General features: G+C 65.9%; 23 protein-coding genes. 13 read left to right on the top strand and 10 right to left on the bottom strand.

Going from position 1 to position 23,510, the window contains the following annotated elements; all coding sequences use genetic code 11:
• Positions 1 to 12: 12 nt before the first annotated feature.
• Positions 13 to 1,476, bottom strand: coding sequence for a polyphosphate:AMP phosphotransferase (gene pap, locus CAL19_RS17530; RefSeq protein ID WP_094797538.1), 1,464 nt, complete (start codon positions 1,474 to 1,476; stop codon positions 13 to 15).
• A gap of 1,045 nt (positions 1,477 to 2,521) precedes the next feature.
• Positions 2,522 to 3,211, bottom strand: coding sequence for a Crp/Fnr family transcriptional regulator (locus CAL19_RS17525; RefSeq protein ID WP_026639766.1), 690 nt, complete (start codon positions 3,209 to 3,211; stop codon positions 2,522 to 2,524).
• Between the two features lie 206 nt (positions 3,212 to 3,417).
• Between CAL19_RS17525 and CAL19_RS17520 the strand changes: the two genes are divergently transcribed.
• The 7 genes from CAL19_RS17520 to CAL19_RS17490 all read left to right on the top strand — a co-directional run bounded on the left by CAL19_RS17520 (position 3,418) and on the right by CAL19_RS17490 (position 11,830).
• Entirely contained in the window at positions 3,418 to 5,364 is a 1,947-nt protein-coding gene (locus CAL19_RS17520; protein ID WP_432759171.1) for an AMP-dependent synthetase/ligase, read from the top strand.
• A 3-nt stretch (positions 5,365 to 5,367) separates the two neighbouring features.
• Positions 5,368 to 6,165 carry an ABC transporter ATP-binding protein gene (locus CAL19_RS17515; RefSeq protein ID WP_026639764.1) on the top strand — a complete coding sequence of 266 codons (798 nt, stop codon included), beginning with the start codon at positions 5,368 to 5,370 and terminating at the stop codon, positions 6,163 to 6,165.
• A gap of 14 nt (positions 6,166 to 6,179) precedes the next feature.
• Positions 6,180 to 7,109, top strand: coding sequence for a branched-chain amino acid ABC transporter permease (locus CAL19_RS17510; RefSeq protein ID WP_026639763.1), 930 nt, complete (start codon positions 6,180 to 6,182; stop codon positions 7,107 to 7,109).
• 11 nt (positions 7,110 to 7,120) lie between these two features.
• Positions 7,121 to 8,185, top strand: coding sequence for a branched-chain amino acid ABC transporter permease (locus tag CAL19_RS17505; RefSeq protein WP_026639762.1), 1,065 nt, complete (start codon positions 7,121 to 7,123; stop codon positions 8,183 to 8,185).
• A gap of 99 nt (positions 8,186 to 8,284) precedes the next feature.
• Entirely contained in the window at positions 8,285 to 9,622 is a 1,338-nt protein-coding gene (locus CAL19_RS17500; protein WP_026639761.1) for an ABC transporter substrate-binding protein, read from the top strand.
• 55 nt (positions 9,623 to 9,677) lie between these two features.
• On the top strand, positions 9,678 to 10,508 hold the full coding sequence (locus CAL19_RS17495) for an ABC transporter ATP-binding protein (protein WP_026639760.1): 831 nt from the start codon (positions 9,678 to 9,680) through the stop codon (positions 10,506 to 10,508).
• Between the two features lie 56 nt (positions 10,509 to 10,564).
• Complete coding sequence (locus tag CAL19_RS17490) at positions 10,565 to 11,830, top strand: phenylacetate--CoA ligase family protein (protein WP_026639759.1); 1,266 nt, start codon at positions 10,565 to 10,567, stop codon at positions 11,828 to 11,830.
• Between the two features lie 14 nt (positions 11,831 to 11,844).
• Here CAL19_RS17490 and CAL19_RS17485 read toward each other — a convergent pair whose 3' ends face one another.
• Positions 11,845 to 12,477: a LysE/ArgO family amino acid transporter gene (locus tag CAL19_RS17485; protein WP_094797536.1), complete on the bottom strand. Its 633-nt coding sequence runs from the start codon at positions 12,475 to 12,477 to the stop codon at positions 11,845 to 11,847.
• 122 nt (positions 12,478 to 12,599) lie between these two features.
• Between CAL19_RS17485 and CAL19_RS17480 the strand changes: the two genes are divergently transcribed.
• Positions 12,600 to 13,499, top strand: coding sequence for a LysR family transcriptional regulator ArgP (locus tag CAL19_RS17480; protein WP_026639757.1), 900 nt, complete (start codon positions 12,600 to 12,602; stop codon positions 13,497 to 13,499).
• A gap of 44 nt (positions 13,500 to 13,543) precedes the next feature.
• Entirely contained in the window at positions 13,544 to 14,035 is a 492-nt protein-coding gene (locus CAL19_RS17475; protein WP_026639756.1) for a copper chaperone PCu(A)C, read from the top strand.
• A gap of 233 nt (positions 14,036 to 14,268) precedes the next feature.
• On the opposite strand, the gene CAL19_RS17470 is transcribed toward CAL19_RS17475, so the two are convergent.
• Positions 14,269 to 14,988, bottom strand: coding sequence for a YggS family pyridoxal phosphate-dependent enzyme (locus CAL19_RS17470; RefSeq protein ID WP_094797535.1), 720 nt, complete (start codon positions 14,986 to 14,988; stop codon positions 14,269 to 14,271).
• Positions 14,989 to 15,189: 201 nt separating this feature from the next.
• On the opposite strand from CAL19_RS17470, the gene CAL19_RS17465 reads away from it, so the two are divergent.
• Complete coding sequence (locus CAL19_RS17465) at positions 15,190 to 16,431, top strand: PLP-dependent aminotransferase family protein (protein ID WP_026639754.1); 1,242 nt, start codon at positions 15,190 to 15,192, stop codon at positions 16,429 to 16,431.
• A gap of 17 nt (positions 16,432 to 16,448) precedes the next feature.
• Here CAL19_RS17465 and CAL19_RS17460 read toward each other — a convergent pair whose 3' ends face one another.
• The 3 genes from CAL19_RS17460 to dprA form a co-directional block, all read right to left on the bottom strand.
• The gene (locus tag CAL19_RS17460) at positions 16,449 to 16,925 is read right to left on the bottom strand and encodes a membrane protein (protein ID WP_026639753.1); all 477 of its coding nucleotides are present in this window, start codon (positions 16,923 to 16,925) and stop codon (positions 16,449 to 16,451) included.
• 23 nt (positions 16,926 to 16,948) lie between these two features.
• The gene (locus CAL19_RS17455; RefSeq protein WP_094797534.1) at positions 16,949 to 17,857 is read right to left on the bottom strand and encodes a hydroxymethylglutaryl-CoA lyase; all 909 of its coding nucleotides are present in this window, start codon (positions 17,855 to 17,857) and stop codon (positions 16,949 to 16,951) included.
• 68 nt (positions 17,858 to 17,925) lie between these two features.
• Positions 17,926 to 19,065 carry a DNA-processing protein DprA gene (gene dprA, locus CAL19_RS17450; protein ID WP_094797533.1) on the bottom strand — a complete coding sequence of 380 codons (1,140 nt, stop codon included), beginning with the start codon at positions 19,063 to 19,065 and terminating at the stop codon, positions 17,926 to 17,928.
• Between the two features lie 195 nt (positions 19,066 to 19,260).
• On the opposite strand from dprA, the gene def reads away from it, so the two are divergent.
• Together def and fmt are read left to right on the top strand one after the other, a co-directional pair.
• Positions 19,261 to 19,773 carry a peptide deformylase gene (def, locus tag CAL19_RS17445; protein ID WP_094797532.1) on the top strand — a complete coding sequence of 171 codons (513 nt, stop codon included), beginning with the start codon at positions 19,261 to 19,263 and terminating at the stop codon, positions 19,771 to 19,773.
• Positions 19,774 to 19,777: 4 nt separating this feature from the next.
• Positions 19,778 to 20,722, top strand: coding sequence for a methionyl-tRNA formyltransferase (gene fmt / locus CAL19_RS17440; protein WP_094797531.1), 945 nt, complete (start codon positions 19,778 to 19,780; stop codon positions 20,720 to 20,722).
• Between the two features lie 115 nt (positions 20,723 to 20,837).
• Here fmt and CAL19_RS17435 read toward each other — a convergent pair whose 3' ends face one another.
• Genes CAL19_RS17435 through CAL19_RS17425 form a run of 3 tightly spaced genes read right to left on the bottom strand, consistent with a single transcriptional unit; the run spans position 20,838 to position 22,665 of the window.
• Positions 20,838 to 21,467 (bottom strand): HAD-IA family hydrolase, encoded by a 630-nt coding sequence (locus CAL19_RS17435; RefSeq protein WP_094797530.1) that lies wholly within the window; start codon positions 21,465 to 21,467, stop codon positions 20,838 to 20,840.
• On the bottom strand, positions 21,464 to 22,048 hold the full coding sequence (locus CAL19_RS17430) for a hypothetical protein (protein ID WP_094797529.1): 585 nt from the start codon (positions 22,046 to 22,048) through the stop codon (positions 21,464 to 21,466). Before CAL19_RS17430 ends, CAL19_RS17435 begins: the two co-directional genes overlap by 4 nt.
• 29 nt (positions 22,049 to 22,077) lie before the next feature.
• Positions 22,078 to 22,665, bottom strand: coding sequence for a TIGR00730 family Rossman fold protein (locus CAL19_RS17425; protein WP_094797528.1), 588 nt, complete (start codon positions 22,663 to 22,665; stop codon positions 22,078 to 22,080).
• Positions 22,666 to 22,862: 197 nt separating this feature from the next.
• Between CAL19_RS17425 and CAL19_RS17420 the strand changes: the two genes are divergently transcribed.
• Entirely contained in the window at positions 22,863 to 23,426 is a 564-nt protein-coding gene (locus tag CAL19_RS17420) for a ferritin-like domain-containing protein (protein ID WP_026639745.1), read from the top strand.
• Positions 23,427 to 23,510 lie beyond the last annotated feature (84 nt).

Raw genomic sequence — 23,510 nt, 5'->3', positions numbered from 1 at the left:
AGTGGGCAGCAGTTAAAGAGAGCGTTCCAGGGTTTCGACGATGTGTTTCAGTACTTGGATGCGAGCGTAGCGCTTGTCGTTGGATGGCACCACGTGCCAGGGCGCGTGCGGCGTGTCGGTGCGCGCCAGCATGGCGTCGGCCGCAAGCGTGTAGGCGTCCCATTTTTCGCGATTGCGCCAGTCGTCGGCGGTGATCTTGAAATGCTTGAACGGCGACTGCTGGCGCTCGCGAAACCGTTGCAGCTGCACGTCCGGTGTGATGGCCAGCCAGAACTTCAGCACGATGGCGCCATGATCGGCAAGCTGTTGTTCAAAATCGTTGATCTCTGCATAGGCGCGCCGCCAGTCTGCCGGTTTGGCCAGGCGTTCGACGCGTTCGACCAGTACGCGGCCGTACCACGACCGGTCGAAGATGGCGATACGGCCGCGTCGCGGCAGGCGGCGCCAAAAGCGCCATAGATAGGGCCGCGCCAGTTCGTATGCGGCGGGGGCGCCGATCGGCGTCAGGTCAAACTGGCGAGCATCTAGCGCGCGGGTCACGCGTCGGATGGCGCCGCCTTTGCCGGCAGCATCCTGCCCTTCGAAAACCAGCACCAGCGAGCGCTCGCGGAATGCCGGCGAGCGTACCGCCTTTGCGAGCCGTCCTTGCCAGAGCGGCAGGGCCGCCGCGTATTCGTCCTTGTCGACCCGGGCGTCATCGTCGACGCGGGCCAGCCGCTGCGGCGGGCGGGTTGCGGGCGCCGGGCGCGCCGGGCCGGCGGCCACCCGGGGCGGCCGCCGGCTCAGCGCATCGAGCACCGTTTCGCTGGTTCGTATGGCGCGCAGGCGGTCATCGGCGCTGGGAATGACAGTCCAGGGCGCGTGCGGGCTGTCGGTAAGCTCGATGGCCTGGCGGCCGGCTTCGCACAGGCGCGTGTACTTCTTTTGCACCTTGCGGTCGGCCGGGGTTACCTGCCAGGCCGTTTCGGGGGTGGCCAGCAGTTGCTGTGTGCGCTGCCGCTGCGCCTGGGCCGACAGGTGATACCACAGCTTGATGACCTGCACGCCTTCGGCGGCCAGCAAAGCCTCGAAGCGGCGGATGGACTCGGCATGCGCTTCGATGCGGCGCGTGCGTGGCTTCTTGCGCGCCGCTTCCCGCAGCAGCGGCACGTACCAGGAACCGAACACGATGCCGGTGCGGCCTTTGGCAGGCAAGTCGTTCCAATAGCGCCACAAGGCGGGCCGCTCGAGTTCTTCGCCTTCGGGCGGGCCGAACGCCATCGTCTTGATATGGCGGGGGTCCATCCATTCGTTGAGCAGATTGATAGTGTCGCCCTTGCCGGCGCCGTCGATGCCTGCCACCACGACCAGCAACGCCTGTTCGGCGCGCTCGAGCCTGCGGTACTGGGCCTTGAGCAGCGCCACGCGCAGGCGCGCCTCTTGGGCTTCGTAATCATCTTTGGAAAGCGACGGGTCGGACTGCGCGTGGGCAAACATCAGGGCAAGGCAATCAGGGCGGGTCGACGGATGCGGTGATGTTGCGGCATATCCGCACACCGCGCAAGCGGCGCGTCAGGGCGCGGAGTGGTGCCACAGCCCCTGTCGGTGGGTGTCTGACACCTTCAGGTGTCAGACACCGTGCATTCGCGGCATGGACGCGGGTGCAGCCACTGCCTCTGTTGGTGGGTGTCTGACACCTTCAGGTGTCAGACACCGCGCATTCGCGGCATGGACACGGGTGCAGCCACAGCCTCTGTTGGTGGGTGTCTGACACCTTCAGGTGTCAGACACCGTGCATTCGCGGTATGGACGCGGGTGCAGCCACTGCCTCTGTTGGTGGGTGTCTGACACCTTAAGGTGTCAGACACCGCGCATTCGCGGTATGGACGCGGGTGCAGCCACTGCCTCTGTTGGTGGGTGTCTGACACCTTAAGGTGTCAGACACCGCGCATTCGCGGCGTGGACGCGGGTGCAGCCACTGCCTCTGTTGGTGGGTGTCTGACACCTTAAGGTGTCAGACACCGCACATTCGCGGCATGGCGCGGGCGCAGCCATTGCCCCTGTTGGTGGGTGTCTGACACCTTCAGGTGTCAGACACCGTGCGTTCGAGGCGTGGACGCGGGTGCAGCCATTGCCTCTATTGGTGGGGTGTCTGACACCTTCAGGTGTCAGACACCGTGCATTCGCGGCATGGACACGGGCGCAGCCACTGCCTCTATTGGTGGGGTGTCTGACACCTTCAGGTGTCAGACACCGTGCATTCGCGGCATGGACGCGGGTGCAGCCATTGCCTCTGTTGGTGGGGTGTCTGACACCTTCAGGTGTCAGACACCGCGCATTCGCGGCATGGACACGGGCGCAGCCACTGCCTCTGTTGGTGGGTGTCTGACACCTTCAGGTGTCAGACACCGCGCATTCGCGGCGTGGACGCGAGTGCAGCCACTGCCTCTGTTGGTGGGTGTCAGACACCGCGCGTTCGCCGCATCGGCACGGGTGCAGCCACAGCCTCTATTGGTAGGTGTCAGACACCCTTGCCGCGTGGTTACTCGGCCGTGGTGTCCGCGCCGTAGCCTTTCAGCCCATCCAGATCAAGCACGCGCACCGCCCCGTATTCGACGCGCACCAGGCCGGCTTCTTCGAGCTTGCCCAGCGCCTGGTTGGCGCGTTGCCGCGATACCCGGGCCAGGTATCCCACTTCTTCCTGCGTAATTGCCAGCCGCATGCCCATGCCGGGGTACAGCAGCGGATTGAACAACTCGGCCAGGCAGCGCGCCACGCGGGCGTCGGGATCGAGCAGGCGGTCGTATTCGGCCTTGCCGATGAACTGCGCCACGCGCTCATTCAATTGGTGCAACAGGTAGCGGTTGAACGGAATGCTGTTGTCGAGCAGCCAGTCGAACGTGGCCGCCGGCAGGCGCGCCACCACCGAATCGCGCAGCGCCACCACGTCATATTTGCGGACTTCGCGCTTCAATAGCGAACCTTCGCCGATCCAGCCGCCTGCGGGCACCCCGGTAAGCGACGCGACCTTGCCTTCGGCGTTGCCCACCGATACCTTCACCAGACCGGCCAGCACGCCTATCCACACCTGTGCGAGTTCGCCTTTGCGTTCTATGATCGTGCCAGCCTGCGCGGGTTGTACCGTGATATCCCGCTCGACGCGCGCCTGCTGCTCGTCGGTCAAGACGCGGAACCAGGCCGCGGCAAGGTGCAGGGAATCGGCTAGCTGCATGGGGGAATACCCTAAATGGTCTTGGAATGTCGCAATCGTGACAGTCGGTGGCAATCCAAGCTTATACCTTAACTGCTGCCGTAATTCGAACATGAACTGGTCAAGTGCCGCCCCGGTGCCTATGCCGCCAGCATAGGCTCCACCCAAGGGGCGGCCCCCAAACCGGAGGAGACAACGTGGCGCATGCACAGCCTGCAGCCGGCAACCTGCCGGACGCGTCTGGCACCTTTCCCGGCCTGCTGTTGCAGCATGCCGGCGTGCGCGGGTCGCGGCCCGCTATACGCGAGAAAGACCTGGGCATTTGGCAAACCCTGACCTGGGCCGAAGTGGCCCAGCATGTCAGGCTGGCCGCGCATGGCCTTGCCGCGCTGGGCATCCGTCAGGGCATGCACGTGGCCGTCATCGGCGAGAACCGCCCCCGCCTGTACATTGCGATGATGGCGGCGCAGGCCCTGGGAGCGATACCGGTTCCGCTGTACCAGGACGCCGTCGCGCAAGAGATGGTCTACGTGCTGCAGGATGCCGCCATCACGGTGGCCGTGGTCGAAGACCAGGAACAGGTCGACAAGCTGCTCGAAGTGCGCGGCCAATGTCCCGACCTGGCGCACATCGTCTATGACGATCCGCGCGGCATGCGCCATTATGTCGACACGATGTTGCGCTCGTACGAGCAGCTCGAGGCCACGGGGCGCGACCATGCCCAGGCCCACGCCGGGTATTTCGAGCAGGCGGTGGCCGCCGTGCAGCCCGATGATGCCGCGGCCATGTTCTACACATCGGGCACCACCGGCAAGCCCAAGGGCGTGGTGTTGACCCACCATGCGCTGATCGACCGCGCGCGCGCCGTGGCCGATATGGAAAAACTCACCGATCGGGAAGAGGTGCTGGCCTATCTGCCGCCGGCCTGGATCGGGCAGAACATGTTTTCCTATACCCAGCTGCTGGTCAGCGGGTTTACCGTCAACCACCCCGAGTCGCCCGAAACCGTATCCATCGATATGCGCGACATCGGCCCGACTTACTACTTTGCGCCGCCCCGCGTGCTGGAAGGCCTGCTGACCCATGTGATGATCCGCATGGAAGACGCGGGCCGCATCAAGCGGGCCATGTTCCGCTGGTGCATGAATCTGGCGCGCCGTGTGGGGGTGCGCATCCTGGATGGCGAGCAGGTCGGCGCCTGGGACCGTCTGCGCTATGCCTTGGGCGATATGCTGGTGTACGGGCCGCTGCGCAACGCCCTGGGCATGAGCCGTGTGCGCGTGGCCTATACCGCCGGCGAGGCCATCGGCCCTGACCTGTTCGTGTTCTACCGGTCGATCGGCATCAACCTCAAGCAGCTGTACGGCTCTACCGAGACATCGGTGTTTGTCTGTGTGCAGCCCGACGGCCAGGTGCGCGACGACACGGTGGGCCCGCCGGTCAGCGGCGTGGAGATCCGCGTGGCGGACAATGGCGAAATCCTGGTCAGAAGCCCCGGGCTGTTCAAGGAGTATTACCGCAATCCGCAGGCCACCCAGGAAGCGCGCGACGCCGATGGCTGGTTCCATACGGGCGACGCGGGCTACCTGGACGCCGACGGGCAACTGAAGATCATCGACCGCGCCAAAGACGTGGGCAAGCTGGCCGACGGCAGCCTGTTCGCGCCCAAGTATCTCGAAAACAAGCTCAAGTTCTTTCCGCACATCAAAGAGGCGGTGGCGTTCGGCGATGGGCGCGACTATGTTTGCGCGTTTATCAACATCGACCTGGAAGCCGTGGGCAACTGGGCCGAGCGCCGCGGCCTGCCGTACGCCGGTTATACCGACCTGGCCGGCAAGGACGAGGTCTACCAGCTGGTGGCCGAGTGCATCGAGCAGATCAACGCCGACCTGGCCGGCGACGCCAAGCTGGCGGCCTCGCAAATTGCGCGCTTCCTCATCCTGCATAAAGAGCTCGACCCCGACGACGACGAACTGACCCGTACCCGCAAAGTGCGGCGGGCCTTCATTGCGCAGAAGTACGCGGTGCTGATCGATGCGCTGTTTTCGGACCGGGCGTCGCAGTTCATCGAGACCGAAGTCAAGTTCGAAGACGGCCGGGTGGGCAAGATCGCTGCCGACCTGAAGATCCGGCCGGTCAAGACGTTTCCTCCCATTACTGCCCGGGCCGCGTAGAAGATGACCCAACCAGACCGCGACCAGCGCATCGGCAAGGTGCTGCTCGACCTGCAGAACATATCGTTGTCGTTCGGCGGCGTGAAGGCGCTGACCGATATCTCGTTCGATGTGCGCGAACACGAAATCCGCGCCATCATCGGCCCCAACGGCGCGGGCAAGAGCTCGATGCTGAACGTCATCAATGGCGTCTATACCCCCCAGCAGGGCGGCATCGAATTCGACGGCCGGCGCTATGCGCGCATGAGCCCCCGCCGCGCGGCCGAGATGGGCATCGCCCGCACGTTCCAGAACCTGGCGCTCTTCAAGGGCATGAGCGTGCTGGACAACATCATGACCGGCCGCAACCTGCGCATGCATTGCGGCCTGCTGGCGCAGGCCCTGCGCTGGGGGCCGGCCGAGCGCGAGGAAATCCGGCATCGCGAGTTCGTGGAGAACATCATCGACTTCCTGGAAATCCAGGCGCATCGCAAGACGCCGGTGGGACGCCTGCCGTACGGGCTGCAAAAGCGCGTGGACCTGGGCCGCGCGCTGGCCATGGAGCCGCGCCTGCTGCTGCTGGACGAGCCCATGGCCGGCATGAACATCGAAGAAAAGCAGGACATGAGCCGTTTCATCCTGGATGTGAACGACGAGTTCGGCACCACCATCGTGCTGATCGAGCACGACATGGGGGTGGTGATGGACATATCGGATCGTGTCGTGGTGCTGGACTACGGCAAGAAGATCGGCGATGGCAGGCCCGATGACGTGCGTGCCAATGAAGCGGTTATCCAGGCCTACCTGGGCGTGTCGCATTAGCAAGGCAGAGAGACATGGGATTCTTCCTGGAAACGCTGTTCGGCGGCTTGATGAGCGGCATGTTGTACGCCCTGATCGGCCTGGGGTTCGTGCTGATCTTCAAGGCATCGGGCGTGTTCAACTTCGCCCAGGGCGCCATGGTGCTGGTGGCAGCCCTGTCGATGGCGCGGTTTTCGGAATGGCTTCCGGCGTGGCTGGGCTTCGAAAGCATGTTGCTGGCCAACGTGCTGGCCTTTATCGTCAGCGCCGTGCTGATGTTCGTGCTGGCCGTGGCAGTCGAGCGCTATGTGCTGCGCCACCTGGTCAACCAGGAAGTCACCACGCTGCTGATGGCTACCCTGGGCATCAGCTACTTCCTGGACGGGCTGGGCCAGATCGCGTTCGGCAGCTCGGTCTACAGCATCGACGTGGGCATGCCCAAAGACCCGGCGTTCATCCTGGATTCGGTGTTCGAAGGCGGCATCCTCATCAACCTGGAAGACCTCACCGCCGCCGTGGTGGCGGCCTTGCTGGTGGCGGCCCTGGCGCTTTTCTTCCAGTACACCAGCACCGGGCGGGCGCTGCGCGCCGTGGCCGACGACCACCAGGCTGCGCAATCCATCGGCATACCCCTGAACCGCATCTGGGTCATTGTCTGGAGCGTGGCGGGGTTGGTGGCGCTGGTGGCCGGCATTATCTGGGGCTCGAAGTTCGGCGTGCAGTTCACGCTGTCGACCGCCGCGCTGCGTGCGCTGCCGGTGGTGATCCTGGGCGGGCTGACATCGGTGCCCGGCGCCATCCTGGGCGGACTCATCATCGGCGTGGGCGAAAAGCTGTCCGAGGTGTATCTGGGCTCGCTGGTGGGCGGCGGCATCGAAATCTGGTTCGCGTATGTGCTGGCGCTTGTCTTCCTGCTGTTCCGCCCGCAGGGGCTGTTCGGCGAGAAAATCATCGATCGGGTCTAGGGGAAAACAAGATGTTCTATCGCGAAAACGGCCAATTCAAGACCGGCTATCGCGCCGACCAGCAGATCTTCCCGATCCGCCAGGACCGCATCTTCATCGGGCTGCTGCTCGCGCTCGCTTTCGTGGGCGTGCCGCTGCTGGCCAGCGACTACCTGTTGCGCGCCATTCTGATCCCGTTCCTGATCCTGTCGCTGGCCGCCGTGGGCCTGAACATCCTGGTGGGGTATTGCGGGCAGATTTCGCTGGGCACGGGCGCATTCATGGCCGTGGGAGCCTATGCGGCATGGAACTTCGGCGTGCGTTTTCCGGGTATGCCGCTGGTGGCGCAGATTCTGCTGGGGGGCTGCTTCGCCACGCTGGTGGGGGTGCTGTTCGGCATTCCCAGTCTGCGCATCCGCGGCCTGTACCTGGCGGTGGCCACGCTGGCCGCGCAGTTCTTCGTCGACTGGGCATTCCTGCGCATCGCGTTCTTTACCAATTATTCGTCCTCGGGCAGCGTGTCGGTGCCTGCCCTGACCGCGTTCGGCCTGCCGGTGCAATCGGCCGCGCAGCGCTACATGTTCGTGCTGCTGTTCGTCGTGGTGTTCACCCTGCTGGCCAAGAACCTCGTGCGCGGCGCCATCGGACGCCAATGGATGGCCATCCGCGACATGGACGTCGCAGCGGCGGTGATCGGCATACGCCCCATGTACGCCAAGCTCACCGCGTTCGCCGTCAGTTCATTCATCGTGGGCGTGGCCGGCGCGTTGTGGGGCTACATCCACCTGGGCTCGTGGGAGCCGCTGGCCTTCGACCTGGGCCGTTCCTTCCAGTTGCTGTTCATGGTGATCATCGGCGGGCTGGGCTCCATCATGGGCGGTTTTTTCGGTGCGGCGTTCATCGTGCTGGTGCCGGTGGCGCTGACCAATGTGCCGCACCTGCTGGGCCTGTCGTTGTCGGTGGACACCGCCGCGCACATCGAACATATGGTGTTCGGCGGGCTCATCGTGTTTTTCCTGATTGCCGAGCCGCACGGGCTGGCCCGCCTGTGGAGCATCGGCAAAGAGAAGCTGCGTATCTGGCCGTTCCCGCATTGATTCCCGGCCGCGCGCCCGCCACAAGCGGCTGCGCGGCCTTTTGACTACCCGGCTTCAGACCGGGCCAAACCCGGTGTCAAGCACACCAAGCAGGAGGTAATGGAGATGAAGCGTCTTAACCTGAAATGGGCAGCGGCCATCGTCGCTGCTACCGGTGCGCTGGCGTCGGCCGCCGCGCCGGCGTTGGCGGCAGAAGAGCAGTTCGTTCCGCTGCTGGTGTACCGCACCGGGTCGTTCGCGCCGCTGGGCATACCGTGGGCCGACGGCAAGCTCGACTATCTGAAGCTGGTCAACGCGCGCGACGGCGGCGTCAACGGCGTGAAGATCGTCTACGAAGAATGCGAAACCGCCTACGCCACCGACCGCGGCGTGGAATGCTACGAGCGCCTGAAGGCCAAGAACGGCGGTGCGTCCGGCTTCGATACGCAGTCAACCGGTATTACCTTCGCGGTTTCGGACAAGGCCGTCGTCGACAAGGTGCCGGTGGAAACCATGGGCTACGGGCTGTCGCAATCGGTGGACGGCACGGTGTTCGAATGGAACTTCCCGCTGCTGGGCACCTACTGGACAGCCGCCGACGTGATGATCCAGGACATCGCCAAGAAGGAAGGCGGGCTGGACAAGCTGAAAGGCAAGAAGATCGCGCTGGTGTACCACGACTCGCCATACGGCAAGGAACCCATCCCCCTGTTGCAGAAGCGTGCCGCGGCCCATGGCTTCGAGCTGTTGCTCTACCCCGTGACGGCGCCTGGCGTGGAACAGAAATCCACGTGGCTGCAGATCCGCCAGTCCCGGCCCAGCTATGTGCTGCTCTGGAGCGCGGGCATCATGACTCCCACCGCCATTCGCGAAGCCCAGGCCAGCGGCTATCCGCGCGACAAGATGTACGCCATCTGGTGGGCCGGGTCTGAAGGCGACGTGAAAGACCTGGGCACGGTGGCCAAGGGCTACAACGCCATCACCATTCACAACAGCGCCGCGCACGGCAAGGTGTACGAAGACCTGAAGAAGTACGTATACGACAAGGGCCAGGGCAGCGACGCGTCGGGCAACACCACGCTGGGCACCATCGCGCACACGCGCGGCATGATGATCTCGATGCTGCAGGTCGAGGCCATACGCACCGCCCAGGAAAAGTTCGGCAAGGGCAAGCACATGACGCCGGAGCAAGTGCGCTGGGGCTTCGAAAACCTGAACCTCACCCAGGAAAGGCTGAACGAGCTCGGCTTTGGCGAGATCATGCGGCCGGTCAAGACGTCTTGCGAGAACCATATGGGCGACGACTGGGCCCGTATCGCGCAGTGGGACGGCAAGGAGTTCAAGGTCGTGTCCGAGTGGTACCAGTCGGACAAGTCGGTGACCCGCCCGCTGGTGAAGGAAGCCGCCGAGAAGTACGCCAAAGAGAAGAACATCTCGCCCCGCAAGTGCGAAGGCTGATGTGAATCGGCCGCCGGCGCGTGCGCGCCGGCGGCCCCCATGCGCAGGAATTGCCATGACCGCTGCAACCGCCGCCGAACCCGTCAACATGCTGCTCGACGTCAACGGCATCGAAGTCATCTACAACCACGTCATCCTGGTGCTGAAAGGGGTGTCGCTGCAAGTGCCCGAGGGGCGCATCGTGGCGCTGCTGGGCGCGAACGGCGCGGGCAAGACCACCACCTTGCGGGCCGTATCCAACCTGCTCAAGGGCGAGCGCGGCGACGTGACCAAGGGCTACATCGAGTACCGGGGCCAGCGCATCGAAAAGCTGTCGCCCGCCGAACTGGTCAAGCGCGGCGTGGTGCAGGTCATGGAAGGGCGGCATTGCTTTGCCCACCTGACGATCGAAGAAAACCTGCTCACGGGCGCCTATACGCGCAACCTGAGCCGCGGTGATATGGCCGCTGCCCTGGACCGCGTGTACCAGTATTTTCCCAGGCTGAAGCAGCGGCGCACCAGCCAGGCCGGCTATACCTCGGGCGGCGAACAGCAGATGACGGCCATCGGCCGGGCGTTGATGGCCAACCCCAATATGATCCTGCTCGATGAGCCGTCCATGGGCCTGGCGCCGCAGATCGTCGAGGAAATTTTCGAGATCGTGCGCGACCTGAACCAGCGCGAGCGGGTCAGCTTCCTGCTTGCGGAACAGAACACCAATATCGCGCTGCGCTATGCCGACTACGGTTATATCCTGGAGAACGGGCGCGTCATGATGGACGGGGCCGCCGCTGACCTGGCGCGCAACGAAGACGTCAAAGAGTTCTACCTGGGCATATCCAGCGGCGAGCGCAAGAGTTTCCGCGACAACAAGTTCTACCGGCGCCGCAAGCGCTGGCTGGCCTGAGCGGCCCGTAGTGATGAAGGCTCCGTCCCACCCGGTACCCCGAAGAGTGCGATCTCATGCCTGCGTTTTTTGATGCACTGGAAACCCGCGCCCCTGAACAGCGCGAACGCGATCTGATGGCGGCGCTGCCCGCGGCGATCGAACGCGCGATGGCCGGCGCCCCGGCCATTGCGGAACAGCTGCGCGGCATTGACCCGCGCAGTGTGAATTCTCGCCAGGCGCTGGCCGATCTGCCGGTGCTGCGCAAGCACGAACTGCTCGAACGGCAGCAGCGCAGCCGCGCCGGCAGCGGCCCGGCGGGCGCCGCGAAGGCGTTTGGCGGATTTTCCAGCATAGGGTGGGGCCAGGCCGTGCGCGTATTTGCATCGCCGGGGCCCATCTACGAACCCGAAAGCGGGCGCGCCGACTACTGGCGTTTTGCCCGGGCCCTGTATGCGGCGGGTTTCCGGCCCGGCGAACTGGCGTACAACTGCTTTTCGTACCATTTCACGCCGGCCGGGTCGATGATGGAGACGGCCGCGCATGCAGTGGGCTGCGCGGTGTTCCCGGGCGGCACGGGGCAGACCGAACAGCAAGTGCGGGCAATTGCCGACCTGGCGCCCAGCGGCTACACCGGCACGCCCAGCTTTCTGAAGATCATTCTGGAAAAGGCCGACGAAATGGGTGTGCCCTTGCCGTCGTTGCGACGCGCGCTGGTGTCGGGCGAGGCCTTTCCGCCGTCGCTGCGCGACTGGCTGGCCGCGCGCGGCATCGAGGGCTACCAGGCCTACGGCAGCGCCGACCTGGGCATGATTGCGTTCGAAACCGAGGCCCGCGAAGGCCTGGTGGTAGGAGAAGATATCGTCCTGGAGATTGTGCGGCCCGGCACGGGGATACCGGTGCCCGACGGCGAAGTCGGTGAAGTGGTGGTCACCACCCTCAATCCAGACTACCCGCTGGTGCGGTTCGGCACCGGCGACTTGTCGGCGATCCTGCCGGGGCTGTCGCCCTGCGGGCGCACCAACATCCGCATCAAGGGCTGGGTGGGGCGCGCCGACCAGACCACCAAGGTGCGCGGCATGTTCGTGCATCCGTCGCAGGTTGCCGAAGTGCTGGCCCGTCACCCCGAAATCACGCGCGCGCGCCTGGTGGTAAGCGGGGAAACAGGCTCCGACCGCATGATGCTGCAGGCGGAATCGTCCGAGCAATCGGAAGCGCTGGCGCGCCGCGTCGCGGAATCGGTGCGCGACATCACCAAACTGCGCGCCGATGTGCAATGGGCGCTGCCCGGCACACTGCCCAACGACGGTAAAGTCATCGACGACGTACGTTCGTACGAATAGCGCGCGGCGCCAGCCTACAGCCCGTTATAAGCCAGCCGCAGCGCCAGCGCGGCCATGATCACGGCGATGCTGCCATCCAGCACGCGCCAGGCGCGCGGGTTGGCAAACCACGGTGCGAGCAGCCGCGAACCCAGGCCCAGGGCGGCCAGCCATACCAGGCTGGCAGTCAGCGCGCCGGCCGCAAAGGCCAGGCGGGCCTGGTCGAAGCTGTGGGCAAGCGACCCCACCACCATGATGTCGAGCCAGAAGTGCGGATTGAGCAGCGTGAAGCCGGCAGCCCCCAGCAACGCCGCCCGGCGCGACGGCACGGCCGCGCGCGCCGCCACCAGGCCGCCTTGCGGCCGCAGCGCGCGGCGGGCCGATTGCAGGGCATACCAGGCCAGGAAGGCGACGCCAAACCAAAGGATCGCCTGCGTCAGCCAAGGGAACCACGTTGCCAGCGCCTGCAGGCCCCATACGCTGGCAAAGATGAAAACCGCGTCCAGCGTGGCGCACAGCGCCAGCACGCTGAACAGGTGCGCGCGCATGAGGCCCTGGCGCAGAATAAACGCGCTTTGGGCGCCCACCACTGCAAACAGCCCCAGGCCGGTGGCGGTGCCACTGGCCCAGGCGGTCAGCAAAGTGGGAAGAGTCGCTACGCTAAACATGGAGTCACTGGCCCGAAATAACAGCGCCGCGGCGACCTGCCGCGGCTTTGAACTGAATTCTGGCTTGTATTGATGGTGAAATAAAGCTAATTTTGTTTAACCATATTAAGTAAAACTAAATCATGAAGTTCGACCACGACAGCCTGCGCGCGTTGGCCGCCGTAGTGCGCGAAGGCAGTTTCGAGCGGGCATCGGCCGCGCTGCACGTCACGCCTTCGGCGGTGTCGCAGCGCATCAAGGCGCTTGAAGCCCGTGTGGGCCGCCTGCTGGTGCAGCGCTCGGTGCCGGCCGTGGCCACGGCGGACGGCCAGGTGCTGGTGCAACTGGCAGAGCAGACGGCGCTGCTTGAACACGATGCGCTGGACCGCCTGGGGCTGCAGGGCGAAGATGTGCCGCACGCCAGCATTGCGGTAGCCGTCAACCACGACAGTCTGGAAACCTGGTTCATGGAGGCAGCCCGCTTGTTTGCCGTGAGCACCCGCGCCACCCTGGATATGCAATCCGAAGACCAGGACCACACCGCGGCGTTGCTGCGCAACGGCTCGGTGCTGGGCGCGGTGACGGCGCTGGGCGACCCTGTGCAGGGTTGTCGCATCCACGCGCTGGGCAGCATGCGCTATGTCGCGACCTGCACGCCGCAATTCCATGCGCGCTATTTTTCGCAGGGCGTCAGCGCCCGCACGCTGGCCAGCGCCCCGGTGCTGGTCTTCAATCGCAAAGACGCACTGCAGGCGCGTTTTGCGCGCAAGGTCATGGGCGACCAGCCGTGGCAGCCGCCGGTGTGGTGGTTGCCGTCGTCACGGGCCTTCGTGCAAGCGACGTTGGACGGCCTGGGCTGGACCATGAACCCTTTGCCGCTGATCAAGCATGAACTGGATTCCGGCCGCCTGGTGCCGCTGCGGGCGCGCGCCACCGAAGACGTGCCGCTGTACTGGCAGCACTGGCGGGTAAACTCGCAGGCTATGGAAGCCTTGACCCGGTCGGTCTTGGCGGCCGCCGGCAGCCTGGTCCGGCGGCGTTAACCCGCCGGCGCGGATGCGGGCCGGCAGTATCGGAGGTGCCTTACATGAAAATCCGTCAATGGGCGTTTGTCGCGGCGCTGGGTCTGTGCGCGGCCACCTCGGCCTGGGCCGGCGACTACAAGGTTGGCGAGATCGAGATCGACGACTTGTGGGTGCGTGCCAGCGCTCCGGGGCAGGTCAACGGAGCCGGATACATGGAAATCGACAACGATGCCAAGACGGCCGATCGCCTGGTGTCGGTGACGTCGGACGCGGCCGAACGCATCGAGCTGCACACCGTCGAAACCGAAAACGGCGTGGCGCGCATGCGCCACCTGCCCGACGGCATTGCCGTGCCGGCCGACGGCGAAGTCAAGCTGGCCCCGGGCGGCTACCACGTGATGTTCCTGAAGCTGAAGCAGCCCTTTGCCGAAGGCGCCGAGGTTCCCGCCACCCTGACGTTCCAGAACGCCGGCCAAGTGGCCGTCAAGTTCAAGGTCAAGCCCATCGGCCACAACGCCGGCATGCAGCACCATGGCGGACACATGAAGCATTAACACGCCCGCCGTGCGGGCGCATCGGTGTCAGGCACCTGCGGAGCCTGACACCCCCTTTCCAGGTGCCCGCGGGCGTCTGGCTCCCGCTGGCTCAGGCGTCTTGCTGGCTCAGGCGTCTCGCGAGCTCAGGTGTCTGGCTCCCGCAGGGTGCCTGACACCACTTCCGTCCACAAGATACCGCGGCAGCACCGCAACCCGAGCGTCAGCGCCCGCTGGCGCCGGGCGCGCGGGTTTCAGCCGGCCTGCCCGTAGTTACGCGCACCGAATATCGCGCTGCCGATGCGCACTTCGGTGGCGCCTTCTTCGATGGCGATCTCGAAATCGCCGCTCATGCCCATCGACAGGCGGTCGAGCTCCACGCCCGAGATCGCCTCCTGGCGCAGCTGCTCCTGCAGCATCCGCAGCGCGCGAAAGCAGGCGCGTACCGCTTGCGCATCGTCGGACTGCACTGCCATGGTCATCAGGCCCCGTACCCGCAGGGCGGGGCATTCGCTGGCCAACGTGCGCAGGAAAGCCGGCGCTTCTTCGGGCGGCAGGCCATGCTTGGACGGTTCGGGCGAGGTCTTCACCTGCACCAGCACGTCAAGTTGCCGGCCGGCCGCCTCCAGCCGCCGCTGCAGCGCGTGCGCCAGGTCCAGGCGGTCAAGCGACTGAACCTCGGCGGCGTCGCGCGCGGCGTCTTTGGCCTTGTTGGTCTGCAAATGGCCGATCATGACCCATTGAATATCCAGGTCGGCCAGTTCCGGCGCCTTCTGGCGGATTTCCTGGGTTTTGTTTTCGCCGAACCGGCGCAGGCCCAGGGCGGCGGCTTCGCGTACAGCCTGCGGGGGGAACGTCTTGCTGACCGGCAACAGCGCCACGCTTCCCGCCGGCCGGCCCGCCCGGGCGCAGGCGGCATCGATGCGCTGCCGCACCTGCGCCACGCGGGCGGCCATTGTGTCTTCAGAATGCATGCTTGTGGGGGATATCACACAAAAACCTCATGATTATCGCGCGCCGCCCGCGCAGCACGTCTGCCGCCGCGCGCGCGCATTGACCCGCCTTGGGGGCGGCCATAGAATCAGCTGGCATTTGCCAATTGTTGCAGCTTATCTGCCGTCTCGCGGCCAGGCGCCGCGCCGATGCCCGTCATTCTTGCCGGCCCAGCCCAAACCATGTCTTTCGCAGCACCCAGCTACGCCTTCGCGGCGCCTTTCCAGACCCCCGCCGCTTCTCCCATCCGCTCGTTAATGGCGTATGCCATGCGCCCCGGCAGCATTTCCATGGCGGGCGGCTATCCGGCCCAGGAACTGTTCGACGTAGAAGGCCTCACCATCGCATCCACCCAGGTGCTGGCCCGACTGGGCGGCTGCCTGCAGTATTCCGACATCGATGGGCAAGCCAGCCTGAAGAACGAGTTGGCGCGCCTGAGCGCCGAACGCGGGGTCGTCTGCGATCCCGGCACCGAGCTGGCCGTGACCGGGGGGTCGCAACAGGCGCTGGCGCTGGTCAGCCGCGTCATGTTGCAGCCGGGCGACCACGCTTTTATCGAAAGCCCGGCGTTTCCCAATTCGGTGCAGGCGCTGCGCTATACCGGCGCCACCGTGCATCCCGTCGCGTCCGGTCCGCAGGGTATCGACCTGGAACAGCTCGACGAAATGGCCGGGCGCATCAGGCCCAAGATGGTATGCGTGGTGGCCTCGTTTTCCAATCCCTGCGGCGCCACGATCAGCCGCGAGCGGCGCCTGCGGCTGCTCGAACTGGCCGTCAAGCACCAGTTCCTGATCGTGGAAGACGACCCCTATGGCGAGCTGCGCTTTGCCGGTGAACACGTCCCGCCCATTGCCGCGCTGGCCGACGGCCAGGCGCGGCAATGGGCCGTGTATATCTCGACCATGTCCAAGACCATGGCGCCGTCGCTGCGCATCGGCTGGCTGGTGGCGCCGGCCGAAGTGCGGCGTCGTTGCGTCGGGGCCAAGGCTGCCGACGACATGGCCTCGTCGGCCTGGGTGCAGGAAATCGTGGCGCAGTACCTGGCCAACGGCCGTTACCACGAGCATGTGCCGCGCATCCGTGCAGCCTATGGCCTGCGCTGTGATGCGCTGGCGCAGGCATTGCACAAGCACCTGGACGGCCGCGTGACGTTCATCAAGCCCGAAGGCGGCATGTTCTTCTGGGCACGCCTGAATGGCCAGGCCGATGCCACCCGCCTGCTGCCGTACGCCATCGAGCAAGGGGTGGTATATGTGCCGGGCAAGGCGTTTTACGCCGACCCCGCGCAGGCCGACCCGCACGCCATGCGCCTGTCGTTTGCCACCATGAACGAAAGCCTGATCGCACAGGGCATCGAGCGCCTGGCGCGGGCGCTCGACGCTTGCGAAGCCAACGCGCCGGTATCGGTGTCGCTGGCGGCCTGAAGCCGCCGCGCCAGCCCCTAGCGCTTGCGGCGGTACAACAGCGAGATTTTCGCGAACGCGATCTGTAGTTCGCGGGTTCCGCCCTGAAATACGACCGGGCGGCCGCGCTGCGTGAACACGACCAGCCGCTTCGAGAACAGCAGGGGCACGAACTTGGCAAAGTGAATATCCTGCCAGGCGACCTCACGCCGGGTGATCCAGGTCTGGCGCAGGCCGGTTTCGTCGATGGTGGTGACAGACCTTTGCATGTGCCACGACACCAGCGTCAGGCCCAGGAAGCACAGCGCAACCGTCAGGGCCAGCACGGTGTTGACCTGCCCAGGCGGCAGGCGGATGGCCGAGGACACAATCTGCACCCCGATGATGGCCAGGATGATCCAGGCCAGGATGCGTACCCAGTCGGGCCAGGCCTGGCCTGACAGGGGCAGCGGGCCGATTTCGCGCAGCAGGGCTTCGCGTTCTTCGGCGGTAGGGGCAGCGTAGAGCGAACTCATCTGTCAGGGTTCCGGCGTTGCGGTCAGGCCGCGCGCTTGGCGGCTATGGCGTTGCCGGCGCGGCTGCCGCTCTTGCGGCTGAGGTGGGCCGACATCCATTGGCCTATGTCGACCACCGCGTCGAAATCAATGCCGGTTTCGATCCCCATGCCGCGCAGCATGTACAGCACGTCTTCGGTGGCCACGTTGCCGGTGGCGCCCTTGGCATACGGGCAGCCGCCCAGCCCGGCGACCGAGGTGTGGAAGATGCTGACGCCGGCTTCGAGCGCGGCCAGGATGTTGGCCAGGGCCTGCCCATAGGTGTCATGGAAATGGCCGGCCACGCGGCCGGGGTCGACCACCTGCGTTACCGCGTCCATGACTTCGCGCACGCGTTGCGGCGTGCCCACGCCGATGGTGTCGGCCACATCGATTTCATCGCATCCCAGCGCCACGTAGCGGCGCGCCACGTCTACTACCGCCGACACCGGCACTTCGCCCTGGTAGGGGCATCCCAGCGAGCAACTGATGCTGCCGCGCAGCCGCAGTCCGGCATCGCGGGCGGCCTGGGCCACGGGCTCGAAGCGCGCGATCGACTCGGCGATGGAACAGTTGATGTTCTTCTGCGAAAACGCTTCGCTGGCCGCGCCGAAGATCACTACTTCGTCGGCCTTGGCTGCCAGGGCGCCCTCGAAGCCTTTCAGGTTGGGCGTGAGCACCGAATAAATCACGCCAGGCTTGCGCTGGATGCGCGCCATGACATCGGCGGCGTCCGCCATTTGCGGTACCCACTTGGGCGATACGAACGAGGTGGCCTCGACATTGGGAAACCCCGCAGCAGTGAGGCGGTCGACAAGTTCCACCTTGATATCGGTGGGGATGATCTCTTTTTCGTTCTGCAGGCCGTCGCGGGGCGAAACCTCGACGATCTTGACGCGGGTGGGCAGCGGCATGTCTCTTCCTGTGTGTGCAAGCGCGCCCGGTGGGCGTCGACTGCGATAATCATAATCGCAGCCGGCGGCTATTTCAGGCGCTGGAACCGTCCCCCGTCAAGGCGGGCGACATGGCCCGCGAGCTCAAGCTCGAGCAATTGGGCGTTCAGCGTCGCGATATCCAGCCCTGTCCGGGCCTGCAGCGCATCCAGATGCAGCGGATCAAAGCCCAGGGCGCGCAGCAGCGGTGGTTCGTGGGACGCAGTGGCGGGCGCTGGTGCCTGGTCCGGCGTGGCAACGCCCGACGCTTTGGCGCGGCCGGCGCGCATGGGGGCGCCCAGTTCGTCGGTAATGTCCTGGGCCGTCTCAACCAGCTTGGCGCCCTGCCGTATCAGGGCATGGCAGCCACGCGACAGGGGCGAATGGATGGAACCGGGGATGGCGAACACTTCGCGACCGCTTTCACCCGCCAGCCGGGCGGTGATCAGCGAGCCGCTCTGGCGCGCAGCCTCGACCACCAGTACCCCGCGCGCAAGCCCGGCCACCAGCCGGTTGCGGCGGGGAAAGTGATGCGGCAGCGGGCCCATGCCCAGGGGCAATTCGGACACCAGGGCGCCGTGCGCGGCGACCTGGTGCGCCAGGTCTCGATGGCGGGCGGGGTAGACGCGGTCGACGCCCGTGCCCATGACCGCCACCGTGCCGGCGCCTTGCGGGCCGGCCTGCAGGGCGCCTTCGTGGGCGGCCGCGTCTATGCCCTGCGCCAGGCCGCTGACCACGCACCATCCATGGCCGGCCAGATGCCGTGCGAACGCGCGCGCGTTGTCGCAGCCACCGGGCGTGGCGCTGCGCGCGCCCACCACGGCCAGCGCCGGCTGGGCAAGGCGCGCGGGGTCGCCGGTTACATATAGCAGGACGGGCGGGTCCGCGATCGTGAGCAGGCTCTGGGGATAGGCCGGGTCGGCCAGCGTCAGCACATGGTGGCCGGGCTCGTCGGCCCATTGCAGGGTGCGGTCGATCTGCTCTTGCATGGCGGCCGGCGCCGGCGCGGCCAGCTGGCGCGCCAGGTCCTGGGGCACGTGGCGCGCCAGGGCGGCTGCGCCCAGCGAGTAGATGTGCTCGGGCAGGCCCACCGCAGACAGCAGCGGATAGGCGCTGGCGGGGCCCAGCCCCGGTTCGAGCGACAGGCGCAGCCAGGCGGATAACTCGTCGTGGGTATGCGTAAGCGGCATAGGTTCGGCAATGGGCCTGGCAAGGGTCCGGTAGTGTCGCACAGGCTCTTTGCTGCGGTTGCGCCGGCGCGACCAAAACGGCCTTGCGCGCACCGGGGCCAATGTGCGTATTAGCCGGAATCTATTAGATATCAAGCCCCTGATGAATTATCATTACATTGTCTGCTGAATTGCCAGCCCCCTCATTCGTACGCCATGGCTTTGCTTCCCATCCTTCATTATCCCGATCCGCGCCTGCACAAAAAGGCCAAGCCGGTGGCGGTAGTGGACGACCGCATCCGCCAACTGGTGCGCGACATGGCCGACACCATGTATGAAGCGCCCGGCGTGGGCCTGGCGGCCACTCAGGTCGATGTGCACGAGCGCGTCGTCGTCATCGATGTCTCGGAAGACGGCGACGAGCTGCGTGTGCTGATCAACCCCGAAATCACCTGGAAAAGCGACGAGCGCCAGACATACGAAGAAGGCTGCCTGTCGGTGCCCGGCATCTACGACCAGGTCGAACGGGCGGCCCGCATCCGTTACCGCGCGCTGGACATCGACGGCAAGCCGTACGAGGCCGAGGCCGATGGCCTGCTGGCGGTATGTGTGCAGCACGAGCTCGATCACCTCGACGGCAAGGTGTTTGTCGAGTATTTGTCCAACCTGAAGCAGAACCGCATCAAGACCAAGCTCAAGAAAGCCGAGCGCGAAGCGCTGCGGGCCTGATCCCATGCGCCTGGTCTTTGCCGGAACGCCCGAATTCGCGCGCGTGGCGCTTCAGGCCCTGTTGGCCGCGGGCCACGACGTCCCCCTGGTGCTGACTCAGCCCGACCGGCCTGCCGGGCGCGGCCTGAAACTGACGCCCAGCCCGGTCAAGCAGGCCGCCCTGGACGCGGGCATCCCGGTGGCGCAACCGCGCAGCCTGCGCCTTGACGGCCGCTACCCCGAAGACGCTGCGCAAGCTCAGGCGCAATTGCAGGACGCCGCGCCCGAAGTCATGGTGGTGGCGGCCTATGGCCTCATCCTGCCGGACTGGACGCTGGCGCTGCCGCCGCGGGGGTGCCTCAACATCCATGCAAGCCTGCTGCCGCGCTGGCGAGGCGCCGCGCCCATCCAGCGCGCCATCGAGGCGGGCGATACCGTAACGGGCGTGACCATCATGCAGATGGACCATGGGCTCGACACCGGCGACATGCTGCTGGAACATCGCGTGCCCATCGGGGCCGAAGACACGGCCGCGCAGCTGCACGACGCGCTGGCAGCGGCGGGGGCGCAAGCCATCGTGCAGGCGCTGCGCGCCCTGGAAGCGGGAAATCTGCCCGCCCGGCCGCAGCCGGCCGAAGGCGTGACTTATGCCGCCAAGCTCGACAAGGCCGAGGCCGTGCTCGATTTAAACCTGCCGGCCGCCATACTGGCGCGCCGCGTGCGCGCCTTCAACCCCGTGCCGGGCGCGACGCTGCGCCTGCCGGGGTTGGCGGACCCCGTGAAGGTGTGGCGAGCGCAGCCGCTGCAAGCGTCGGTGGCCGCAGCCCCCGGCACCGTGCTGCGCGCCGGGCCCGACGGAATCGACATCGCCACGGGCGACGGCATCCTGCGCGTGCTCGAACTGCAAAAGGCCGGCGGCAAACGCCAGCCGGCCGATGTCTTCGTGCGCGGCTGGCAGCCAGAAGTCTGATGATTGGTGTCTGACACCCTACGGGAGTCAGACACCTGTTCCCGTTAGACACCGGTTCTCCGCGACGCCCCCGGTGCTACGGTGTCTGACTCCCGCAGGGTGTCAGACACCACGCTCAGCCTGCGAGCGCGCCCACGAGTTCGGCGGGGCTGTTGACGAGGATGTCCGGCGCATGGCTGCGCAGGGCCTGGGCGTGGTTGTAGCCCCAGCTTACGGCGGCGACCTGCACGCCGGCCTTGCGCGCGGCATCGATGTCGCGCATTTCGTCGCCCACCAGCACACAGCGCTGCGGCGCGACGCGATGCCGGGCAAGCAGGCGTTTCAGCTTGGCCGCCTTGCCGAACATGTCGGCGCCGCATTCAAAATCGTCGAACCATTCGGTGGCGCGCGGCCCCAGCACACGCTGCACGTTGGCCGCGGAGTTCGAACTCAACACCACCAGGCGCAGGCCGGCGGCGCGCAGCCCGGTCAGCGCCTCGGGGATGCCGTCGAACACCTGCACATTGGGGTCGACGTCGCGCATCAGCTGGCGCACGTGCGCCATGATGGCCGGCATTTTCCACAAAGGGATGCCCAGGATCTTCAGGATGTCGTGCGCGCCGCGATGGCGCAGCTGCTCGCGTTCGGCGGGCCCCGCCTTGCGAAATCCGTACTTGTCGGCCACGCCATCCAGTATGGATTCGAACCAGGGCAGGGTGTCGGCCAGTGTGCCGTCGAAGTCAAAAGCGGCCAGGTCGTATTTCAAGCCGTGCCGTCCAGCGGGTAGGCATCGCGGTCGGCGCGCCGGATCCAGTGCATGACAGGCGCCAGGGCCTCGATGGGCGGCGCGCTGTTGACGAGGTTGCGCGCATCGATCCAGGGGTAGGGCAGCGAGGCCAGCCAGCCGAAAATCTGCGCCTCGGTGTCGGGCGGCAGGCTCAGCATGGTTTCAATGGTGATGGTCAGCTTGCGCGCCAGGTGCGGCGCGGCCTGGAATTCCCAGTCGTAGCTGCCGCAGCCGATGCGCACGCGCCCGGTGTTTTTTTCCGTCATGCCCACGAACCAGTCGCAGGCGTACTCGGTAAGCACGGCGTGCTCGCCCGGATGGGCAAGGTAGAACGTAAATACGTTTTCGTAGGTCTGCCCGAAGGTGCGCACCAGCGCTTCGGTAATGGCGTCAAGGCCGCGCGCTTCGGGCGGAAAGGCGATGGCCGGCGTACGCAGCGTCATCTTCAGCACCGCATCGCTGGCGAAGGCGCGCGCCATGTACAGCGGGCGGTTCTCGTCCTTGGCGCGCAGATAGTTGCGCATCAGGGCGGCAGTCGTGGTGGGGATGGCGGAGGGCATGGCGGAATACGCGATGGTGAGGGGTATTATCAGTGTTCGCCCCGTTCGATCCATTTGGATACGGTGGGCGGTTTATAAGAAGCGTAGCGGTCCAGCAAAGCGGCCGGCCGATCTTCCACGAACAGCATGGCGCGGTGCTCGGCGCGCATGAATGCCTGTTGCACGGCGTGATCCAGGAACCCGGCCAATTGGTCGTAATAGCCCGCAATGTTCAACAGGCCGCACGGCTTCTGGTGCATGCCCAACTGCGCCCAGGTCCAGGTTTCGAAAATTTCTTCGAGTGTGCCCGCGCCGCCGGGCAGCGCCACGAAGGCGTCGGCGCGTTCGGCCATCATCGTCTTGCGCTCGTGCATGGACGCCACGACATGCAGTTCGGTCAGGCCGGAGTGGCCCAGTTCTTTGCGCATCAGGGGCTCGGGAATCACCCCGATGACGCGGCCGCCCTCGGCCATGACGGTGTCGGCCACGATGCCCATGATGCCTACGCTTGCGCCGCCATACACCAGGCCAATGTCGCGCCGCACCAGCTCGCGGGCCAGTTCGCGCGCGCCTTCGGCGTAGTCGGGCAGGCTGCCAGGGTTGGAGCCGCAGTACACGCAGACATTGTTCAGCTTCATAAGACCACAGACACGTTACAAATCACCGCGCCGCAACCGGCGCCAACGGTAACTAGTTTACGCAACTTGGCGGCGGTCTCCGGACAGGGGGGCAATGTTTGGACACAGCGCGGGCACGGGCCGGCCGATACACTCTTCAGTAAAGGCGCCGTGCGCCGCATCGTCTTGCCCTATGAACCCACCAAGGAGCCAGCGATATGACCCAAGCTATTTCCCAACCGCAAGCCGCCTCGGGCGGCGCGTTCAAGATGGACGTCGGCGCCATTCGCGCCAAGGCGCGCCAGGATATCGAATCGGGCGCCGTCACCGAAGGCTACCGGGCCGACCGTGAAACGGTGCTGCGGCTGCTGAACGAAGCCCTGGCCACCGAACTGGTCTGTGTGCTGCGGTACAAGCGCCACCATTTCATGGCGCGCGGCCTGAACGCCGAACCCGTTGCGGCCGAATTCGCGGAACACGCCGCCGAAGAGCTCAGCCATGCCGACCGCCTTGCCGAACGCATCGTGCAACTGGGCGGCGCGCCCGACATGTCGCCCGCCGGCCTGCTCGAGCGCAGCCATTCGGAGTATGTCGAGGCCAATTCACTCGAAGAAATGATCAAGGAAAACCTGATCGCCGAACGCATCGCCATCGACAGTTACCGGCAGATGGTGGACTACGTGGGCGACAATGACCCGACCACGCGCCGCCTGCTCGAAGAGATCCTGGCCGTCGAGGAAGAGCACGCCGATGAGCTGTCGGACTTTCTGGAAAAAGACTGACCCGGCGGAAACAGCGGGGCGGGATGCCTGCGCTGCGGGCGACAGGCTGCCGCCGGGCGCCTGACACCCGCCGCCGCCCAGAGA

Source organism: Bordetella genomosp. 7 (assembly GCF_002261265.1).
Lineage (GTDB): Bacteria > Pseudomonadota > Gammaproteobacteria > Burkholderiales > Burkholderiaceae_B > Bordetella_A.
Note: the sequence above shows the minus strand (reverse complement) of the source record. Positions and strands in the feature narration are given on the sequence as shown.